General features: G+C 67.0%; 21 protein-coding genes. 13 read left to right on the top strand and 8 right to left on the bottom strand.

What is annotated here, in order from left to right:
- Window positions 1–31: 31 nt before the first annotated feature.
- The 3 genes from AC07WJ_RS18960 to AC07WJ_RS18950 form a co-directional block, all read right to left on the bottom strand.
- Window positions 32–2,200, bottom strand: a complete 2,169-nt coding sequence (locus tag AC07WJ_RS18960; protein ID WP_494936171.1) for a lytic transglycosylase domain-containing protein — start codon at window positions 2,198–2,200, stop codon at window positions 32–34.
- A 156-nt stretch (window positions 2,201–2,356) separates the two neighbouring features.
- A complete protein-coding gene (locus AC07WJ_RS18955; protein WP_494936170.1) occupies window positions 2,357–2,887 on the bottom strand; it encodes a chromate transporter in 531 nt (176 codons plus the stop codon).
- Window positions 2,884–3,459, bottom strand: a complete 576-nt coding sequence (locus AC07WJ_RS18950) for a chromate transporter (RefSeq protein ID WP_494936169.1) — start codon at window positions 3,457–3,459, stop codon at window positions 2,884–2,886. The genes AC07WJ_RS18955 and AC07WJ_RS18950 overlap by 4 nt, the downstream gene beginning before the upstream one ends.
- A 178-nt stretch (window positions 3,460–3,637) precedes the next feature.
- Between AC07WJ_RS18950 and AC07WJ_RS18945 the strand changes: the two genes are divergently transcribed.
- From AC07WJ_RS18945 to AC07WJ_RS18930, 4 genes are all read left to right on the top strand, one after another.
- Complete coding sequence (locus AC07WJ_RS18945; RefSeq protein WP_494936168.1) at window positions 3,638–4,585, top strand: LysR family transcriptional regulator; 948 nt, start codon at window positions 3,638–3,640, stop codon at window positions 4,583–4,585.
- Window positions 4,586–4,819: 234 nt separating this feature from the next.
- Window positions 4,820–5,707, top strand: coding sequence for a 4-hydroxy-tetrahydrodipicolinate synthase (gene dapA, locus AC07WJ_RS18940; RefSeq protein ID WP_494936167.1), 888 nt, complete (start codon window positions 4,820–4,822; stop codon window positions 5,705–5,707).
- Complete coding sequence (gene smpB / locus AC07WJ_RS18935) at window positions 5,707–6,180, top strand: SsrA-binding protein SmpB (RefSeq protein WP_136963509.1); 474 nt, start codon at window positions 5,707–5,709, stop codon at window positions 6,178–6,180. Before dapA ends, smpB begins: the two co-directional genes overlap by 1 nt.
- A gap of 16 nt (window positions 6,181–6,196) precedes the next feature.
- Window positions 6,197–6,580, top strand: coding sequence for a VOC family protein (locus AC07WJ_RS18930; RefSeq protein WP_494936166.1), 384 nt, complete (start codon window positions 6,197–6,199; stop codon window positions 6,578–6,580).
- Between the two features lie 90 nt (window positions 6,581–6,670).
- Here the strand turns inward: AC07WJ_RS18930 and AC07WJ_RS18925 are convergent, their stop codons facing one another.
- The 4 genes from AC07WJ_RS18925 to AC07WJ_RS18910 form a co-directional block, all read right to left on the bottom strand.
- Window positions 6,671–7,387, bottom strand: coding sequence for a superoxide dismutase (locus tag AC07WJ_RS18925; protein WP_494936165.1), 717 nt, complete (start codon window positions 7,385–7,387; stop codon window positions 6,671–6,673).
- Window positions 7,388–7,576: 189 nt separating this feature from the next.
- Complete coding sequence (locus AC07WJ_RS18920) at window positions 7,577–7,870, bottom strand: hypothetical protein (RefSeq protein WP_494936164.1); 294 nt, start codon at window positions 7,868–7,870, stop codon at window positions 7,577–7,579.
- A gap of 128 nt (window positions 7,871–7,998) precedes the next feature.
- Window positions 7,999–8,637: a uracil-DNA glycosylase gene (locus tag AC07WJ_RS18915; RefSeq protein ID WP_494936163.1), complete on the bottom strand. Its 639-nt coding sequence runs from the start codon at window positions 8,635–8,637 to the stop codon at window positions 7,999–8,001.
- A 5-nt stretch (window positions 8,638–8,642) separates the two neighbouring features.
- Window positions 8,643–9,302 (bottom strand): LabA-like NYN domain-containing protein, encoded by a 660-nt coding sequence (locus AC07WJ_RS18910; RefSeq protein WP_494936162.1) that lies wholly within the window; start codon window positions 9,300–9,302, stop codon window positions 8,643–8,645.
- Window positions 9,303–9,598: 296 nt separating this feature from the next.
- Between AC07WJ_RS18910 and AC07WJ_RS18905 the strand changes: the two genes are divergently transcribed.
- The 7 genes from AC07WJ_RS18905 to AC07WJ_RS18875 all read left to right on the top strand — a co-directional run bounded on the left by AC07WJ_RS18905 (window position 9,599) and on the right by AC07WJ_RS18875 (window position 15,597).
- Window positions 9,599–10,018, top strand: a complete 420-nt coding sequence (locus AC07WJ_RS18905; protein WP_494936161.1) for a DUF1810 domain-containing protein — start codon at window positions 9,599–9,601, stop codon at window positions 10,016–10,018.
- 438 nt (window positions 10,019–10,456) lie between these two features.
- Window positions 10,457–10,846 carry a DNA-directed RNA polymerase subunit omega gene (gene rpoZ, locus AC07WJ_RS18900; protein ID WP_494936160.1) on the top strand — a complete coding sequence of 130 codons (390 nt, stop codon included), beginning with the start codon at window positions 10,457–10,459 and terminating at the stop codon, window positions 10,844–10,846.
- A 191-nt stretch (window positions 10,847–11,037) separates the two neighbouring features.
- Window positions 11,038–13,215 carry a RelA/SpoT family protein gene (locus AC07WJ_RS18895; protein ID WP_494936159.1) on the top strand — a complete coding sequence of 726 codons (2,178 nt, stop codon included), beginning with the start codon at window positions 11,038–11,040 and terminating at the stop codon, window positions 13,213–13,215.
- 368 nt (window positions 13,216–13,583) lie between these two features.
- A complete protein-coding gene (gene pyrE / locus AC07WJ_RS18890; RefSeq protein ID WP_494936158.1) occupies window positions 13,584–14,177 on the top strand; it encodes an orotate phosphoribosyltransferase in 594 nt (197 codons plus the stop codon).
- Complete coding sequence (locus AC07WJ_RS18885; protein WP_494936157.1) at window positions 14,174–14,623, top strand: hypothetical protein; 450 nt, start codon at window positions 14,174–14,176, stop codon at window positions 14,621–14,623. The genes pyrE and AC07WJ_RS18885 overlap by 4 nt, the downstream gene beginning before the upstream one ends.
- Before the next feature lies 1 nt (window position 14,624).
- Complete coding sequence (gene acpS, locus AC07WJ_RS18880; protein WP_494936156.1) at window positions 14,625–15,029, top strand: holo-ACP synthase; 405 nt, start codon at window positions 14,625–14,627, stop codon at window positions 15,027–15,029.
- Window positions 15,030–15,213: 184 nt separating this feature from the next.
- A complete protein-coding gene (locus AC07WJ_RS18875; protein ID WP_494936155.1) occupies window positions 15,214–15,597 on the top strand; it encodes a hypothetical protein in 384 nt (127 codons plus the stop codon).
- 223 nt (window positions 15,598–15,820) lie between these two features.
- Here AC07WJ_RS18875 and AC07WJ_RS18870 read toward each other — a convergent pair whose 3' ends face one another.
- Window positions 15,821–16,747: an AEC family transporter gene (locus tag AC07WJ_RS18870; protein WP_494936154.1), complete on the bottom strand. Its 927-nt coding sequence runs from the start codon at window positions 16,745–16,747 to the stop codon at window positions 15,821–15,823.
- Window positions 16,748–17,013: 266 nt separating this feature from the next.
- Between AC07WJ_RS18870 and AC07WJ_RS18865 the strand changes: the two genes are divergently transcribed.
- Together AC07WJ_RS18865 and AC07WJ_RS18860 are read left to right on the top strand one after the other, a co-directional pair.
- Window positions 17,014–18,261: a class I SAM-dependent methyltransferase gene (locus AC07WJ_RS18865; protein ID WP_494936153.1), complete on the top strand. Its 1,248-nt coding sequence runs from the start codon at window positions 17,014–17,016 to the stop codon at window positions 18,259–18,261.
- Window positions 18,246–18,521, top strand: coding sequence for an acylphosphatase (locus AC07WJ_RS18860; RefSeq protein WP_494936152.1), 276 nt, complete (start codon window positions 18,246–18,248; stop codon window positions 18,519–18,521). The genes AC07WJ_RS18865 and AC07WJ_RS18860 overlap by 16 nt, the downstream gene beginning before the upstream one ends.
- Window positions 18,522–18,530 lie beyond the last annotated feature (9 nt).

Raw genomic sequence — 18,530 nt, 5'->3', positions numbered from 1 at the left:
CCGCCGGTTCGGCCGGTCGCCATTCGGCGGGTCAGTTCGTCCGGCCGCGCCTGAGATCGGCCTCGATGCGCAGGCCGGATCCGCCGCCGAGGCGCGCCCGGTAGACCTGCACGTTCTCCATCACGCGCTGCACATAGTTGCGCGTCTCGGTGAAGGGAATGCGCTCCACCCAATCGATCGGATCGACACGCGGGTCGCGTGGGTCGCCATAGGCCTGCACCCATTCGCGCACCCGGCCGCGACCGGCATTATAGGCGGCGAAGGTCATGATGTAGCTGCCGTTGAACTCGGCCACCAGTTCGCCGAGATGGGCCGCGCCGATCCGCGCGTTATAGGCGGGGTCGCTGATCAGGCGGCCCTGGTCGAAGGCGACGCCATAGGTGCGCGCCGTCGCCCGTGCCGTCGCCGGCATGAGCTGCAGCAGGCCGCGCGCGCCGGCATGGCTGACGGCGCGCGGGTCGAAAGTCGATTCCTGCCGCGCGATGGCATAGACGACGGCCCGGTCGACCTCCGGCCCGACATGGGCATATTGCGGAATGCCAATGGTCGGGAAGGCGTGGATGTCGAATGGCAGGCCGCGGTTGTTGGCGAGCTTGCCGAGGATCAGCACGCCCTTGGCGTCGTTGTTGCGCGCCGCGACTTCGGCCGCGGCATGCAATTGCCCGGTATCCATGGCGCGCAGGCCGAGATCGGCCAGGATGGCACGGGCCAGATCCTGTTCGCCGAGCTGGTAGAGCATGCTCAGCGCCCGGGCCGAGGGCCCGCGGACGGGCGTGGCTTCCACCGGCCGGCGGATCGGCAGGTCGGTCATGCCGAGCTTGGCGCGGGCCAATTGGCCGTAATAATGGGTCGGATGGCGCGCGGCTGCCTCGTAGGAACGGCGCGCCTCGGCCTGCTGGCCGAGGGCTTCCTGGGCGCGAGCCACCCAGTAGAACGCCCGCGACTGCGACATCGGCGTGTTGGAGGCGTGGCGCGCGGCTTCGAAATGACGCAGGGCGGTCGCCGGATCGTTGAGGAAGCGCAGTGCCAGCCAGCCGCAATGGAATTCGGCTTCGACCCGTGCCGAGCCCTGGCGAACCGAATGGGTCGAGGCGACGCGATAGGCGGTGCGGGCATCGCCCGCGTCGAGCAGCTTGCGCACCATGACGCGCCGCTCGGTCCACCAGTCCTCGGGGCTGCCGAGCACCGCCGGGTCGCGCGGCGCCGCGATCAGCACGGCGGCGGCCTCCTGGGCCCGGTCCTCGCGGCGCAGCCATTGCGCCTTGGCGAACAGGTAGGCGGGATCCTGGTGCAGCGAAGCCGGAACCTGGGCGAGCAGGGCGCCGCCATTGGCGCGCCTTGCGCCGATGGCGAGGAAGGCACGCGCCAGGACCACCTGGCCGCCACCGAGCCGCTGCGCCGCGCGCATGGCGGTGCCGTCCTGCTCGGCATGCAGCATGTGGTCGAGGCGGGCCTTGTGATCGGCCTGGGTCAGGATCGATCCGAAGGCGGTGAGCAAGGTCTGCTCGGTGTCGGCGGAGAGATCGTCGCGCCGCCAGATGTCGCGCGCCAGGCGATTGCCACGCTCGGCATCGCCGCCGCGCTTCAGCGCGATGGCAAGGGCGATCTTGCCTTTGGCGGAGTTGGGCTGGCGGGTGGCGTAAAAGGCGCGCACCGTCGCCGCGTCGAGATTCTCTTCCAGCAGCGCGCCCTCGGCACGCATGCGAATGCGCTGCGAAGCGGGAAAGCCCGGATTGGCCTGCAGGAAGGCCGACAGCCGGGCGAAGCCGACGCCTTCATTGGAGCGGAGAATGGCCCATTCGGCGATCGCCCGCGAAATCGGGTCGGTCAGGGCATTGCGGCCGGCGGTCGCCTGGTCGACCCGGCCGGCCTTGGCCGCCGTGATCACCCGGCCGAGAGCGGCGACGTCGGCCTGGCCGCCGGCATCGCCTTGCGGGCGCCACGCCCGGTCGGCCTGCGGGATCGACCCGGTGGTGGTGGGCGCGGTTGCGCGAGCCTCGACGATCGGCTGCTCGGCCGGCAGCGGTTCGGCGGCCGACTGCTCGCTCTGGGCCGCCTCGGTCGCCCGCCGCTCCAGCAGATGCTGGGCGATATCGCCGTCGGTTGCTTGGGCGCAGGCCGGTCCGGCCAGCGTCAAGACGCCGAGGGCAACCCTGGTCAGCAGCGCCAGACGCAAAGGGTAAACAAAGGTCGGCACCATGAAACCGTCCTGATACGCAACACCGGATGGCCTCACCCCGCGGGCGAAATGCGGCCTTTGAGTGATCGTTTGTCGTTCGTTTTCCTTGACGAGTGCTGAACGGGACGGGTGGCATCCGGTAAAACTGGTTAAGCGGCCGCTAACGATGCGCGGCGATCAGAGCTGGCCGAAGCCGCTCCAGCCGAGCAGGGCGCCCGCGCCAAGGGCCCAGAGCGGGTGGATGCGGGTCTTGAAGGTGACCAGCGCGACGGCGGCGGTGATCGCCACCAGGATCCATTCATGGTCGGAGGCCTCGGTGATCAGCGCGGCGCTGGCCGAGACCAGGCCGACCGTCATCGGCACCAGCCCGGCCTGGACCGTGGCGCGCCAGGGATTGTCCTTGAAGCGCTGCCACAGGCCCATGGCGATCCCCGTGACGATGGAAGACGGGCCGAATTTCGCCAGCGAGGTCACCAGCACGCCTTGCCAGCCCGCGACGTGCCAGCCGACCAGCGTGACGATCATCATGTTCGGTCCGGGGGAAGCCTGCGCCACGGCGAACATGGTCGAGAATTCGCGCGCGGTCATCCAGTGATGGATATCCACGACCTGCCGCTGCATCTCCGGCAGGATCGTATTGCCGCCGCCAAAGGCGAGCAGCGACAGCTGGGTGAAGATGACGGCGAGGGCGACCAGGACCGACGTCATGGCTTGGCACCCCCAAGGCCCGAGGCCCGGACCCTGACGAACCAGGTCGCCAGAATGCTCAAGGGCGCGAGCGTCAGCATGGTCGGCAGCAAGGGCAGGCGCAGAACGGCGATGGCGACGAAACAGGCCACGGCGATGACGATGCCCTCCGGCCGGCGGCGCAAGGGCCATGCGATCTTGACGGCCATCGAGACGAGCAGGCCGGCCGCGGCGGCCGCCAGCCCCGCGAACATGTGCTGCACATGCGGGTCGCCCTGCAGATGCTCGGCGATGACGCCAAGGCCGATGACGATGATCGAGGGAAAGGCGATCAGGCCGAGGATCGAAGCCAATGCGCCGGCAAGACCATGGAATTTCAGGCCGATCGCCACCGACAGGTTGATGATGTTGCCGCCGGGCAGGAACTGGCAGAGCCCGAGCAGGTCGGTGAATTCTTCGGCCGTCAGCCATTGCCGCCGCTCGACGATCATGGTGCGGGCGAGCGGCAGGACGCCGCCGAAACCGGTCAGGCCGAGCCCCAGAAAGCCGAGGAACAAGGCCCGCACGGTGGGCGGTCCTGCTTGCTCGCTCACCTGAAGCTCGTTGGCCGCCACCGTCATCGTCCCGCTCCGTGCCCGGCCAAGCACAAGGCGAGGCGCGGCCTCCCGGCGCGCCCGTTCGCGACCGGATTTGTGGTTATCGACCTACTTCTCCTGGCCATGGCAGTCCAATATATGTTTCATTGCCTTGCCATATCGATGGGATATGCCGTTGATCGACCTTCGCCAGCTTCGCTATTTCGTCGCCGTCGCCGAGGAAGGCCATGTGACGCGCGCGGCCGAAAGGCTCGGCATGCAGCAGCCGCCGCTGAGCCAGCAGATCCGCGCCATGGAGGCCGAGATCGGCGCGGTGTTGTTCCATCGCCTGCCGCGCGGCATGCAGCTGACCGAAAGCGGCCAGGTGCTGCTCGAGGACGCGCGCGCCATCCTGGCCCAGGTCGAGCGCGCGGTCGAAACGGCACGCCGCGTCGCCCGCGGCGAAAGCGGTCGCATTGCCGTCGGCTTCACCAGTTCGGCGGCGTTCCATCCCTTCGTGCTGTCGGCGATCCGCGCCTTCGGCGACGCGGCCCCCGACGTGTCGCTGGCGCTGGAGGAGGGCGGCACCGTCGAACTGGTCGGCGCCCTGCGCAGCGGCCGGCTCGACGCCGCCTTCATCCGGGCGCCGGCCGGCGAAGCCGCGGGCATCGCCGTCGAGCCCTTGCTCGAAGAGCCGATGCTGGCGGCGCTGCCGGCGCATCATCCCCTGGCCGGGCCGGGCCCGCGCGGCGCGCGCCCGGCCGGCCATATCGCGCTGGCCGATCTCGCCGGCGAAACCTTCATTCTCTACCGCCGGCCGACCGGGCCGGGGCTTTATGACGCGATCATCGCCGCTTGCCGCGCCGCCGGCTTCAGCCCGCGCATCGGCCAGGAGGCGCCGCGCATGCCGTCGACCCTCAGCCTGGTCGCCGCCGGGCTCGGCGTCTCGATCATTCCGGCTTCCATGCGCCGCCTCGAGACCGAAGGCATCGCCTATCGTGGCCTGACCGACGCGGCCGATCTGGTCGCGCCGCTGCATCTGGCCTATCGCGGCGGCGCGCTTTCCGCCGCGACCCGCCGGCTGATCGCACAGGTGCGGCAAATGGCGGCGGAGGGCCGCCACGGCGCCAGTTCCGGCGCCTGAAGCCGCGGCCCATATGGCGTGGTGATGGAACACCGGCGAATTCATCATGGGATTTTTATCGGCGTGTCGTATATTTCTCGGGCGTTGGTCGAATCGACGAGGCGCCGTCAGCCATGCGAAAATACCGCCACGCTTGACGTCCGGGCCGTCACAAGGCTTTGTGTCCGACCTTTCACGCGCGGCGACCGGCCGCGCTATTCCGTGCTAACTCATCCACGTTCGGGAGAACGTTTCATGTCCGCCGCTCTGTTCAAGGGGTCGATGCCCGCGCTCGTCACGCCGTTTTCCAATGGCAAGGTCGACGAGAAAGCGTTCCGCGCCCATGTGAACTGGGTGATCGCGGAAGGTTCGCACGGCGTGGTGCCGGTCGGCACGACCGGCGAGAGCCCGACGCTCACCCATGAGGAACACAAGCAGGTCATCGTCTGGGCCATCGAGGAAGCCCGCGGCCGGGTGCCCGTCATCGCCGGCGCTGGTTCCAACAACACGGTCGATGCCATCGAATTCTCCCAGCATGCCGAGAAGGTCGGCGCGCAGGGGCTGCTGCACGTCACGCCCTATTACAACAAGCCGAACCAGGAAGGGCTCTATCAGCACTTCAAGGCGATCGCCGAAGCGACCGCGCTGCCGATCCTGATCTACAATATCCCGCCGCGCTCGGTGGTCGACATGACGGTCGAGACCATGGGCCGGCTCGCGAAGATCAAGAACATCGTCGGCGTCAAGGATGCCACCGCCAAGCTCGACCGGGTCTCGGCCCAGCGTGAGGTTTGCGGCCCTGACTTCATCCAGCTGTCCGGCGAGGACGGCACCGCGCTGGCCCATATGGCCCATGGCGGCCACGGCTGCATCTCGGTGACCGCCAATGTCGCGCCCCGGCTCTGCGCCGATTTCCAGAATGCCTGCCTGGCGGGCGACTACAAGACCGCGCTGAAGCTGCAGGACAAGCTGTTCCCGCTGCATCAGGCGCTGTTTGTCGAGCCCAACCCGGCCCCCTCCAAGGCGGCGCTCGCCATGCTCGGCCGCATGTCGGAAGAGACCCGGCTGCCCATGGTTCCGGTGACCGCCGCGACCAAGGAAACCCTCAAGGCAGCGCTCGTCCATGCCGGCCTGATGAACTGATGGCGCCCAAGCAGGATCCCAATATCAAGCTGATCGCCGACAATCGTCGCGGTCGCTATGACTATGAGATCATGGAGACCTTCGAGGCCGGCCTGTCGCTGACCGGCACCGAGGTGAAGTCGTTGCGCGCCGCCAAGGCGACGATCGCCGAGAGCTATGCCGGGCCTTCGGGCGAGGAATTCTTCCTGTTCAACTGCAATATCCCGGAATATCTGCAGGCGAACCGTTTCAACCATGAGCCGCGCCGGCCGCGCCGCCTGCTGCTGCACAAGAAGGAAATCGCCAAGCTGATCGGCGGCGTCCAGCGCGAAGGCATGACGGTCATTCCGTTGAAGCTCTATTTCAACGAAAAGGGCCGCGCCAAGCTGCAGATCGCGCTCGCGCGCGGCAAGAAGCTGCACGACAAGCGCGAGAGCGAGAAAAAGCGCGACTGGCAGCGCGACCAGGCGCGCATCATGCGCGACCGCGGCTAGCCCGGAGACACCCCCGATGCGGATCAAGCTCGACCATTGCGTGATCCATGTCGGCGATTGGGTTAGATCCAACGCCTTCTATCGCGACGTGCTCGGCGCCGAGATCATCGCGCGCGGACCAGGTTTCGCCTATCGTTTCGGCGATACCCAGCTCAACTGCCATGGGCCGGGCGTCGAGGCCACCCCGGTCGCCAGGCTGCCGGTGCAGCCCGGCAATTCCGATCTCTGTTTTGAATGGGACGGGCCGATCGACGGCGCCGTCGCCCATCTGGCGCGCCATCAGGTGGCCGTCGAGCTCGGCCCGGTCGCGCGCAACGGCGCCAAGGGGCCGGGAACCAGCGTCTATTTCCGCGATCCCGACGGATCGCTGATGGAATTCATGAGCTATTCCAAGCCGTGAAATAACTTTGCTCATGTGAAGCATGCAAACTGACGGCGGCCGCGGCGATGCGGGCAGCGTCGAGCCGCTCCCCGCATCGCGCGACGGGATTTACGCCATCGCCTTCTGGAAGTTCGCGCCCGCCTTGGTCCAGTTCACGGTGTTCCACCAGGCCGTCACGTAGTCGGGGCGGCGGTTCTGGTATTTCAGGTAATAGGCGTGTTCCCAGACATCGACGCCGAGCACCACGCCCTTGGCGCCGTCCATCAGCGGATTGTCCTGGTTCGGCGTCGACACGACCGCCAGCTTCTTGTCCTTGTCGACCACCAGCCAGGCCCAGCCCGAACCGAAGCGGCCGGCCGCCGCCGCGTTGAAGCGCTGGCGGAACTGGCCCTGGTCGCCGAAGGCGCCGTTGATCGCGGTGGCCAGTTCGGAGCCGGCTTCCTTGGCGCCGCCGGGCGTCATGATCTCCCAGAAGTGGCTGTGGTTCCAATGGCCGCCGAGATTGTTGCGCACGCCCGCTCGGATCGCCTCGGGGGCGGCCGCGAGATTGCGCAGGACGGTCTCGACCGCGTCGGGCTTCAAGGCCGGGTACTGCGCCGCGAACGTGTTGAGATTGCCGATGAAGGCGCCATGGTGGCGCTGGTGATGAATGGTCATCGTCATCGTGTCGATATTCGGCTCCAGCGCATCGTAGCCGTAACCGAGCGGCGGCAGCGTGAAGGGGCCCGTGGCGGCCTGCGCGAAGACTTTGTGGCTCGCAGGAATCGGCAGGGCGGCGCCGAGGGCTGCGGCGCCCAGCAGCTTGAGGGCGTGACGGCGGTTCATGTCTGTCTCCCGTGTTTCAACCCCGCCAACCGGCGGGGCGCAGAGGGAACACGGCACTTGCGTCAGGTGGACGCTTCGCGAGAGGTCACGAGCGCGTGATCCCGCGCGGCCGGTTCCGCGCGCTCAACCTGGGCTCGGCGTGCAACTAACGCAACGGAAATTGCGGGCGGCGGCTTATCGGCGCGGCGTTCACCAGGGCAGCCAGGGCCAGATCGCGTCGGTGGCGAGCCCCATCACGGCAATTGCCATGATGGCGCCCGGTACCAGCCAGCGGCCGAGAATGCCGAGAATCAGGACCGGCAGCACCAGGCCGAGGAAATAGCCGGTGGTCATCAAGACGCCGATCGTGTCGAGGCCGTCGCGGCGCGCCACCGGCAGGGCGATGACGCGCAAGGTGGTGTCGAGCCAGTAGAGCGTGCCGATGGCCGCGCCGGCGAGGATCAAGATCCGCAGAATGGTCCTGGTGTCGCTGGTCATGGCCATGCACTTGTCCCTCGCTCGGCGCGCCGGGCCGGCGGGAGCAGCCCGGCCGGCGGCGACCGCGGAGCGGCGCCGGCCATGGGTGTGCGTAGCGAGGGAAAAGGTTCAAAGGGCCGGGCGGCGCGCGCGGATCAGGCCGCGTCGAGATGGGCGCGCACCGCCTGGAACACGGCACGGAACATGGCCGGCGTCAGCACGCCGGTATTCGTGTTGTAGCGCGAGCAGTGATAGCTGGAAAACAGCGTCAGCTGACCGACCCGGTGCGTGGCGCCGTGGCCGAAGGCGACCCTGGAGGGGCGTTCGCCGAGCGCGCGCACCACGCTGTCATGGCCGATGCGGCCGAGCGCGACGATCGCCGACAGCCGGGGCATGGCCGCGACCGTTGCCGAGAGAAACGGCCGGCAGGTGCCGATTTCCTCGGTCGTCGGCTTGTTCTCCGGCGGCACGCAGCGCACCGCGTTGGTAATGCGCGTGTCGATCAGCGTCAGCCCGTCGTCCGGCCGCTCGTCATAGACGCCGCTGGCGAAACCGAAATCGATCAGCGTCTCGTAGAGCAGATCGCCGGCCCAGTCGCCGGTGAACGGCCGGCCGGTCTTGTTGGCGCCCTGAAGGCCGGGCGCCAGCCCGACGATCAGCAGGCGCGCCTCATCCGTGCCGAAGGACGGCACGGGCGCATTGTGCCAATCGGCATGGGCGGCGCGCTGCTTCTCCCGGAACGCCACGAGACGCGGGCAAAGCGGGCAGTCACGCCCGGGGTCGAGCTCGATCATCGCGCTCAACGATCGGCGAAATCGTCATCGGGGCCCGCGCCGGCCGGATTGGTCGAGGCGACCGGCGGGCGCGGCGGGCGAGGGCGGTCGCGCACGAAGCCGGGAATATCCTGTCCGGTCTGGCGCAGCGCCCGCTCGGACGGGTCGCGGCCGACGCGCGGAATGAGCTGGGCGAGATCGATGAACTCATCGGCCTGGCGGCGCAGTTCGTCGGCGATCATTGCCGGCTGGACCGAGACCGTCGACACGACCGAGACCTTGACGCCGCGGCGCTGCAGCGCCTCGACCAGCGAGCGGAAGTCGCCGTCGCCGGAGAACAGCACGATGTGGTCGACGCGCGGCGCCAGTTCCATGGCATCGACCGCAAGCTCGATGTCCATATTGCCCTTCACCTTCCGGCGCCCCATGGAATCGGTAAATTCCTTGGCCGTTTTGGTGATGACGGTGAAACCGTTATAGTCGAGCCAATCGATCAGCGGCCGGATCGACGAATATTCCTGATCCTCGATCAGCGCGGTGTAATAATAAGCCCGAAGCAAATAACCGCGGCTCTGGAATTCTTTCAGCAGCCGCTTGTAGTCGATATCGAAACCAATGGTCTTGGCTGTCGCATAGAGATTGGCGCCGTCAATGAAGAGCGCGATACGTTCCTGTCCGAGCGACATGGATCCAGTCCTTCAGGCAATGCGGCGCGGGGCAGGTGATCCATAGCAAAAGCAAGCCGCGCGTCGGCAAAGGGGGTCTTCAACAACCGATGTGGCCAGTTTTAGCCAAATCTGGAACGACTTTAACATGCGGCCCTGGCGCCACAAGACATTGGCGTCACAATCCACGGCAATGATTGGGGTATTTTCATTGGGCCGGCAAGGCTTGCGACCGTCGGCGGCGCATCGCCGGAAGCTTTGTCGGAGCGCCTTCGCCCCGGACGGCCCGATCAACTGATCCATCGAAGGGGGCGGTCATGCCCGGCATCGATCCTCTGCAGCACTTCATCGACGCCCAGGATCCGATCTACGGCCAGATTCTCGCCGAACTGCGCCGGGCCCGGAAGACCAGCCACTGGATGTGGTTCGTCTTCCCGCAGATCGCGGGCCTCGGCTTCAGCCCGACGGCGCGGCGATTCGCGCTCGCCTCCCTCGCCGAGGCCAGGTCCTATGCCGGCCATCCCGTGCTCGGCCGCCGGCTTGTCGAATGCACCGCGCTGGTGAACCGGGCGGAGGGATGCACCCTCCACGACATCTTCGGCAATCCCGACGACCTGAAGTTCCGTTCGTCGATGACCTTGTTCGCCCGGGCCGCGCCGGAGGAGCCGCTGTTCGCGCAGGCCCTGACCAAGTATTGCGGCGATGTTCCTGATCAGGCGACGCTCGACCGGCTTTGAATGGGCCGATGCGTCCTGACGGTCCCGCACGGGAATCGGGAGTGATCACGCGCGCCTTCGTCTTGCCCGGGCTTGTCCCGGGCATCCACGTATTCAGCCGTCGCCGCATCGCCAAGTCGTGGATGGCCGGGACAAGCCCGGCCAGGACGAGACTTATCCTTGGCGGAGGCGCCTCGGTCGTTTGGGACAATGCGAGCTCAACACTTCGTCCTGCCCGGGCTTGTCCCGGGCATCCACGACTTGCCTCGCCAAGGCAATGCTTGGGTATCAAGGACAAGCCCGGGCGAGACACGAATCATCCGCGCGGGATGCCTGGTGCATCAATCGCCCGCCGGGACCAGCCCGACATCGAGACTTGTCTCGAAGCCCCGACACGTCTATACAGCCCAGCTTTCCGGACATCCGCCTGATTGCAAGGCGTTCCCAAAAGGATAACCGATGGCTCGCGTCACCGTCGAAGACTGCATTGAAAAGGTCGACAACCGGTTCGAGCTGGTGCTGCTCTCCAGCCACCGCGCGCGCATGCTCGCCGCCGGCGCGCCGCTGACGATCGATCGCGATCGCGACAAGAACCCGGTCGTGGCCCTGCGCGAGATCGCCGATGCGACCGTTTCGCCCGACGACCTCAAGGAAGACCTGATCCATTCGCTGCAGAAATATGTCGAGGTCGACGAGCCGGAGCCGGATGCGGTGCCGATGATCGCGTCCTCGGGCGGCGGCGATCGCGACGACGACGTGGCGCTCGACCGGATGAGCGAAGAGGACCTGCTGCGCGGCCTCGAAGGCCTGAAGCCGCCGGAGGATACCGACGAAGACGACGGCATGTGAGTCGCGCCCTCATCGGTGGAGACGACCGGGGCGGCCATTGGCCGCCCTTTTTATTTGCCGCCAGAGGTTCGCAGATCTGCCCTGTTTCCGGCTTTTTTAGCCCTTGCCTTGTGGGAACAATGCCAAGGGATGATATCCATATCCCACGGCGCTTCCGCCGGCTTATCCGACCCGAGGCAGATGTTCACCCCATGATGCGGCAATACGAGCTGGTGGACCGCGTCAAGCGCTACAACCCGAAGGCCGACGAGGCGCTGCTCGACCGGGCTTATGTCTATGCCATGCTCGCCCATGGCAGCCAGAAACGGGCCTCCGGCGATCCCTATTTTTCCCATCCGCTCGAAGTCGCGGCGATCCTCACCGACCTGAAGCTCGACGACGCCACCATTGTCGCAGCCCTCCTGCACGACACGATCGAGGATACCGCCGCGACCAAGGAGGATATCCGGGAGAAGTTCGGCGAGAACATCGCCGAACTGGTCGACGGCCTGACCAAGCTGAAGAAGCTCGACCTCGTCTCCAAGCAGGCGGTGCAGGCGGAAAACCTGCGCAAGCTGCTGCTGGCGATCACCTCCGATGTCCGTGTCCTGCTGGTCAAGCTCGCCGACCGGCTGCACAACATGCGCACGCTGCACTATGTGCCGCCCGCCAAGCGCGACCGGATCGCCCAGGAAACCCTCGACATCTATGCTCCGCTCGCCGGCCGCATGGGCATGCACGACATGCGCGAGGAGCTGGAGGACCTGTCGTTCCGCCAGATCAATCCGGAAGCCCATGCCGCGCTCACCGCCCGGCTCGACCGGCAGCGCGAGGCCAATGCCAAGGCCATCGCCGAGATCGAGACGCAGCTGACCGGCAAGCTCGCCGGCCAGGGCATCACGGCCGAGGTCTCGGGACGCGAGAAGAAGCCCTATTCGATCTACCGGAAGATGGAGCGCAAGTCGGTCTCGTTCGAGCAGCTGTCCGATATCGTCGGCTTCCGCGTGGTGGTCGAGAGCCTGCCCGACTGCTATCGCGCGGTCGGCGTCATCCACACCACCTGGCCGGCGGTGCCGCAGCGTTTCAAGGACTATATCTCGACGCCCAAGGCCAATGACTACCGCTCGATCCACACCACCGTGATCGGGCCCGGCAGCCAGCGCGTCGAGATGCAGATCCGCACCCGCGCCATGCACGAGATCGCCGAATATGGCATCGCGGCCCATGCGCTCTACAAGGACGGCGCCGAGCTCTCGAGTTTTGAGAACGAGAGCAAGGCCTATGCCTGGCTGCGCTACACGGTGGAGACGCTGGCCCATGGCTCCAACCCGGAAGAGTTCCTCGAGCACACCAAGCTCGAGCTGTTCTCCGACCAGGTCTATTGCTTCACGCCCAAGGGCCGGCTGATCGCGCTGCCGCGCAAGGCGATCTGCATCGATTTCGCCTATGCGGTTCATACCGATATCGGCAATCACTGCTCGCGCGCCCGCATCAACGGCGTCGAGCGGCCGCTGGTGACCGAGCTGCAGAACGGCGACGAGGTCGAGATCATCACCGATGCCAATGCCACGCCGTCGCCGGCCTGGGAGAGCATCGTGGTCACCGGCCGCGCCCGCTCGGCGATCCGCCGCGCCACCCGGGCCGCGACCCGCTCGCAATATCTCGAGCTCGGCCGACGCATCGTGCAGAACCTGTTCACCCGCGCCGGCAAGCCGTTCTCCGACGAATTGATCAAGCCGGGCCTGAAGCGCCTGGCGCGCGCCTCCGTCGAGGACGTCTATTGGGCGGTCGGCCGCGACGAGATCCCGCCCGACGACGTGCTGAAGGCGGTCCATCCCGACTTCAAGGGGCCGGTCGCGCTCGGGCCGAAACCGACGGAAGACTGGTTCGGCGTCGGCGGGGCCAGCGAGCTGAAATTCCAGGTGCCGGAGACCGAGGGCGCGATCCCGATTCGCGGCATCAATTTCGACCTGCCGGTGCGCTTCGCCGCCGATGGCGGCGCCGTGCCCGGCGATCGCATCGTCGGCATCATGACGCCGGGCGAGGGGATCACCATCTACCCGATCCAGTCGCCGGCGCTGGCGGCCTATGACAACGAGCCCGAGCGCTGGCTCGACGTGCGCTGGGACGTCGACGAGACCAAGCCGTCGCGCTATCCCGTGCGCATCGCGGTGAAATCGCGCAACGAGCCCGGTTCGCTCGCCCGCATCACCCAGGTCATCGCCGACAATGATGGCAATATCGACAATCTCCGCATGCACCGGAAAACCGCCGACTACACCGACGTGATGATCGATCTGGAGGTCTGGGACCTGAAGCACCTGAACGCCATCATCGGCGGCATCAAGAGCCTGCCGGTCGCCGCCGATGCGCTGCGGGTGTTCGAGTGAGGGAGAGGGCCGGTCCCGCAGGCGATGCCGGGTGGAACGATAGCCGAAGGATCTCTCCGTCATCCCCGGCCGAGCCGGAGCAGAAGCCCTTGCTTCTGCGGAGGCGAGGGGAAGGGGATCCAGGGTTGCCGAGCAATGTCCGCGCCGCTGCGCGCCCCCGGGACGAGATCACCTGCCGAGCGATTTCATGCGCTGAAGGCGTCGCCAGGCGGCCCCTGGATCCCCTTCCCCTCGCTTCGCTCGGCCGGGGATGACGTCGTGCGTTCTGCCGCCGGCCAAGGTGAAAACGTCTGACTGCACCAAGAATGGTTGACACGGCAGATCGTTCGGCGTTGATCCCCGAAGTTCAAACGGAATCTGAAACGCTCATGACACCCGACGACGTGCTCGCCGAATTCCGCGCCGCGGGCGCCCTTCTCGAAGGCCATTTCATCCTGTCCTCGGGCCGGCGCAGCCCGGTCTTCCTGCAGAAGATGTTCGTCTTCATGGATCCCGAGCGCACCGCCCGGCTTTGCGCGGCGCTGGCCGCCAAGGTGCAGGCGACCTTCGGCGCGGTCGATTATGTGGTCTCGCCGGCGGTCGGCGGCATCGTGCCGGGTTATGAAACGGCCCGCCAGCTCGGCGCCAAGGCGATCTTCGTCGAGCGCGAGGGCGGCCAGTTCAAGCTGCGCCGCGGCTTCGAGATCCCCAAGGGCGCGCGTGTCCTTGTTGTCGAGGACATCGTCACGACCGGCCTTTCGACCCGCGAATGCCTGACCGCCATCGAGGGCCACCCTGGCATCACGGTCGGCGCGGCCGTTCTCGTCGACCGCTCCGGCGGCAAGGTCGATGTCGGCGTGCCCCTGGTCTCGCTGCTGTCCTGGTTCGTGCCCGACTTCGCCGCCGATGCGCTGCCGCCGGAACTCGCGGCGCTGCCGCCGGTCAAGCCGGGCTCGCGCGGCATTCAGGGAGCCAAGGCTTGACCCAAGCCACATCCGAACTGGCGCCGGGGCGCACCAAGCTGCTGGTCGGCCTGTTCGTGGTCGTGCTCGGCCTGGTCGTGCTCCTGCCCAATGTCTGGCCGCTCTGGCACTATTGGCGCGCCGACCGCACGCAGGCGGTCACGGCGCGCTGGGTGTCGTCGGTGGTCACCCATTCCTCGCGCGACACGGTTTCGGTGCCGGCCTATGTCTTCGAGCGGCGGATCGGTCCCATGGTCCAGGATTGCCGCATCGACCTGCCGCAATACCGGCATGCCCCCGACGGCAAGCCGATCTTCGAGACGCTCAGCCTGGTTCCGGGCACGACCTGCGAGGACGTCATCGTGCTCGACGATCCGCCGAAGGAGCGTATTCCCCTGGTTCTGCTCGGGCTGGCGCTGAGCGCCGGCGGCCTCGTCCTCACCGGTCTCGCGCTCAGGAAAGCTTGAGATGATTCTCGGGATCGGCTCCGATCTCTGCGATATCAGGCGTATCGAGAAATCGCTGGAACGCCACGGCGAACGCTTCACCCATCGGCTGTTCACCGATCTGGAGCGCGCCAAGGCCGAGGGCCGGGCCCATCGCGCCGCGACCTATGCCAAGCGTTTCGCCGCCAAGGAGGCTTGCTGCAAGGCGCTTGGCACCGGCATCCGGCAGGGCGTGTTCTGGCGCGACATGGGCGTGGCGAACCTGCCTTCCGGCAAACCGACCATGGTTCTGACCAATGGCGCGCTCGAGCGCCTGAAGGCCATCACACCGGCCGGCTACCGCGCCCAGGTCGACCTGACGATCACCGACGACTATCCGATGGCGCAAGCCTTCGTGATCATCTCGGCGGTCCCGGAAAACCTCTGAAATGGGCTGTGGATACCTGAAATTCCATGAACAGCCGTTCATCGGCACGCCACGATATCGTCACTGTCCGTTCAGCCAGGGTTCAAAGGGGAACCGCTAGTCTCCGGGAACGTTGAGGAAGGGAGCTTGAAGTCGAGGCGCGACGCGCCACGGAGCTTCCAGACAAACGCGAAGGGGCATGACAATGCTGACCAATGCTTTCAAATCCCGGGGCCTGAAGGCCCTCGTGGCCGGCCTCGTGATCACTGCGGGCGTTGCCGCCAGCGTCACGCCGGCTTCCGCTCAGTATCGCCGCCACTATTACCGCGGTGGCGACCGGGGCGCTGCCGTCGGCGCCGGCATCGCGCTCGGCATTATCGGCCTTGCCGCCGGTGCCGCGATCGCCTCGCAGAACCGTCGCTACGAGGAGCCCGCCTATTATCCGCGCGAGCGCTATTACGGCGGCGGCTATTACGCCCCGGCTCCGCGCGCCTATTACTACGACGAGGCGCCGCCGCCGCGCGTCTACTACCAGCGTCCGGCTCGCAATTTCTACACGCCGGGCAGCAACATGCACGACTGGGATTGATCCCGGGACGTCACGGCACATGAGCATGAAGAGGAGCGCGGTCGAGAGGCCGCGCTTCTTTTTTGGGGTCAGGGCAAGCCGGGGCCGATCGAGCCGTGACCACGGCCTTCATCGTTCGCGACGGCGCGAGGCGCTCCCGTGAAGGATGGTTCTCGTCTTGGCCGGAGAGAAGACGTGGATGCCCGGGACAAGCCCGGGCAAGACGAGGCGTCACCAGCGTGCCTTAGCTCACCAGCCCGAGCGCCAGCGGTATGGTCACCACAGCCACCAGGGTCTGGACGGTGAGGATCTCCGCCATCAGCGGCGCGTCGCCGCCCATGTGGCGGGCGAGGATGTAGGAGCCCGACGCGGTCGGCATGGCGGCGCAGAGCACGGCCACCTGCAGCGGCACGCCGGAGACGCCCAGCGCCATGGCGATGGCGCCGACCATGGCCGGCATCAGCACGAGCTTCAGCACGCAGCAGAGCCAGGTCAGCGCGCTGGGCTTGAGCGCCGCCTTGACGTCGAGGCCGGCGCCGACCAGCAACAGCCCGGCACCGAGCGCAGCCGAGCCCAGGATATCGCCGAAACGCATGATCACGACCGGAACCGGCAGGCCCAGCGCATTGACCACGATGCCGATGGCCGAGGACCAGATGAACGGGTTGCTGACGATTGCCTTCAGCGTCGGCCCCAGCACCACCGGGCGGTCCTGGGCATAATGCTGCAGCATGATCACCGCCAGCACGTTGAGCAGCGGGATCATCGCTGCCACCGCGATCGCGGTCAGCGTCAGGCCGACGGTCGCGTGCAGCGCGCCGGCGGTCGCGATCGCGACAAAGGAGTTCCAGCGGGTCGCGCCCTGGAACACCGAGGTGAAGGCTGGTCCGTTCATGTCGAACAGCCGCGCGAGCAGGGGCCGCATCGCCAGCAGCAGCACCGCCATGATCAGGATCGCGCCGATCAGGGCCACGCCGACCTCGATCACCGGCACGGTGCGCAGGTCGGCCTTGGCCAGTGTCATGATGATCACGGCCGGAAAGAACACATAATAGGTCGCCCGTTCCAACCCGTTCCAGCCGCCGCCATCCATCAGGCCGCGGGCGCGCAGCAGCGCGCCGAGCACGATGATCAGGAAAACCGGGGCGAGGCTGGCGACGATCGGGGACATGGGATGGGACAGGTTATGGCGGGAGGCGACTTGCATCACGCCGGGGCTGGCAGGGCAAGTGCCATCAGCGCATGGCGCCACGCGTGGCCGGCAGGCGTCGCCGGCGCGGGCGGGCCGGGCCCGGCGCTCGCCTGGGACCCGCCGTCGGGCTATATCGCCCAACTGGACCGCCTCGCGCGGAACGGTTTTCGCAATTAAGACTTGGCTGTCGCAATGGACGCGTGGCTTTGGCCGCCGAGTTCTGATTTTCGAGGTTGAGACCTGACATGAGCATGCTTGCCCATCTTCTCTCCCGCTTCGTGAAGAACGGCCGCCTGACCGTTCTGCATCACGACGGCAGCCGCGAGAGTTTCGGCTCGGGCGCCGGCGGCCCCGACGTGACGGTGAAGCTGCATGACGCCAAGGTGCAGCGCGAGCTGTTCTTCAATCCGGAGCTCGCCTCGGCGGAAGCCTATATGGACGGCCGGCTGACGATCGAGAACGGCGGCAAGGTCCTCGACCTGCTGACGCTGTTCTCGGTCAACCGTTCGGGCCTCGGCTCCCATCCCGTCCAGCAGGCCCTGCGCAAGGTCTGGCGGGCCCTGAAGCGCCGGCACCAGGCCAACAAGGTGGGGCAGGCCGCGGCCAATGTGTCGAGCCACTACGACCACCCGCGCGCCTTCTACGAGCTCTGGCTGGACGAGACCATGAGCTATTCCTGCGCCTATTTCGAACGGCCGGACGTCTCGCTGAAGGACGCGCAGGTCGCCAAGATGCGCCACATCGCGGCCAAGCTCGGGCTCGAGCCGGGCATGACCGTCGCCGAGATCGGCTCGGGCTGGGGTGGGCTTGCGACCTATCTGGCCGCGGTCTGCGGCGTCCATGTCACCGCGATCAATGTCTCGCCCGACCAGCTCGCCGCCTCCAAGGACCGCGTCCGACAGGCCGGCGTCGCCGACCGGGTCACCTTTTTCGAAAAGGACTATCGCGAGCTCACCGGGCGCTTCGACCGGGTCGTCTCCGTCGGCATGATGGAACATGTCGGCGTCAATCATTTCGACGACTATTTCTCGACCGTGAAACGCCTGCTGAACGATGGCGGCTACGCCATGATCCACGCCATTGGCCGCATGTCGCCGCCCGGCACAACCGCGCCCTTCATCCGCAAATATATCTTCCCCGGGGGTTATGTGCCGGCGCTCTCGGAGGTCTTCGCCTCGACCGAGCGGACCGGGCTCTGGGTCGACGACTGCGAAGTGCTGCGGCTGCACTATTATTGGACCATCAAGGCCTGGCGCGAGAATTTCGAGGCCGTGCGCGACAAGGTGGTCGCCATGCAGGGCGAGCGTTTCGCCCGCATGTGGGAATTCTATCTCGCCGCCGTCGAGCTCGGCTTCCTGCACGGCTCCAACATGGTCTACCAGCTGCTGCTGTCGGAAACCCGCGACGCGGTGCCGGTGCAGCGCGATTTCATCACCGCGGCGGAAGCCGTGCTGAAGACCCGTGAGGCGATGCTGCCATGGTCATCCACCTGATCATTTCCGGCCGGGTCCAGGGCGTCGGCTACCGGCAATGGCTCAGCCGCCACGCCGCGGCGCGTGGCCTCGATGGCTGGGTGCGCAACCGCCGCGACACGACCGTCGAGGCCGTGTTGTCGGGCGACGAGGCCGCGGTGGAAGCCACCATCAATGAGGCCATGAACGGCCCGCTGGGCGCCAAGGTCGACCGCATCGACCGGCGCGCGGCGGAGGGCGAGGGGCTCACGCAGGGTTTTGAAATCCGCCCCACGCTTTGAACGAGCGCG

This window comes from Phreatobacter sp. GW821-FHT04C01 (genome assembly GCF_059420385.1).
Note: the sequence above shows the minus strand (reverse complement) of the source record. Positions and strands in the feature narration are given on the sequence as shown.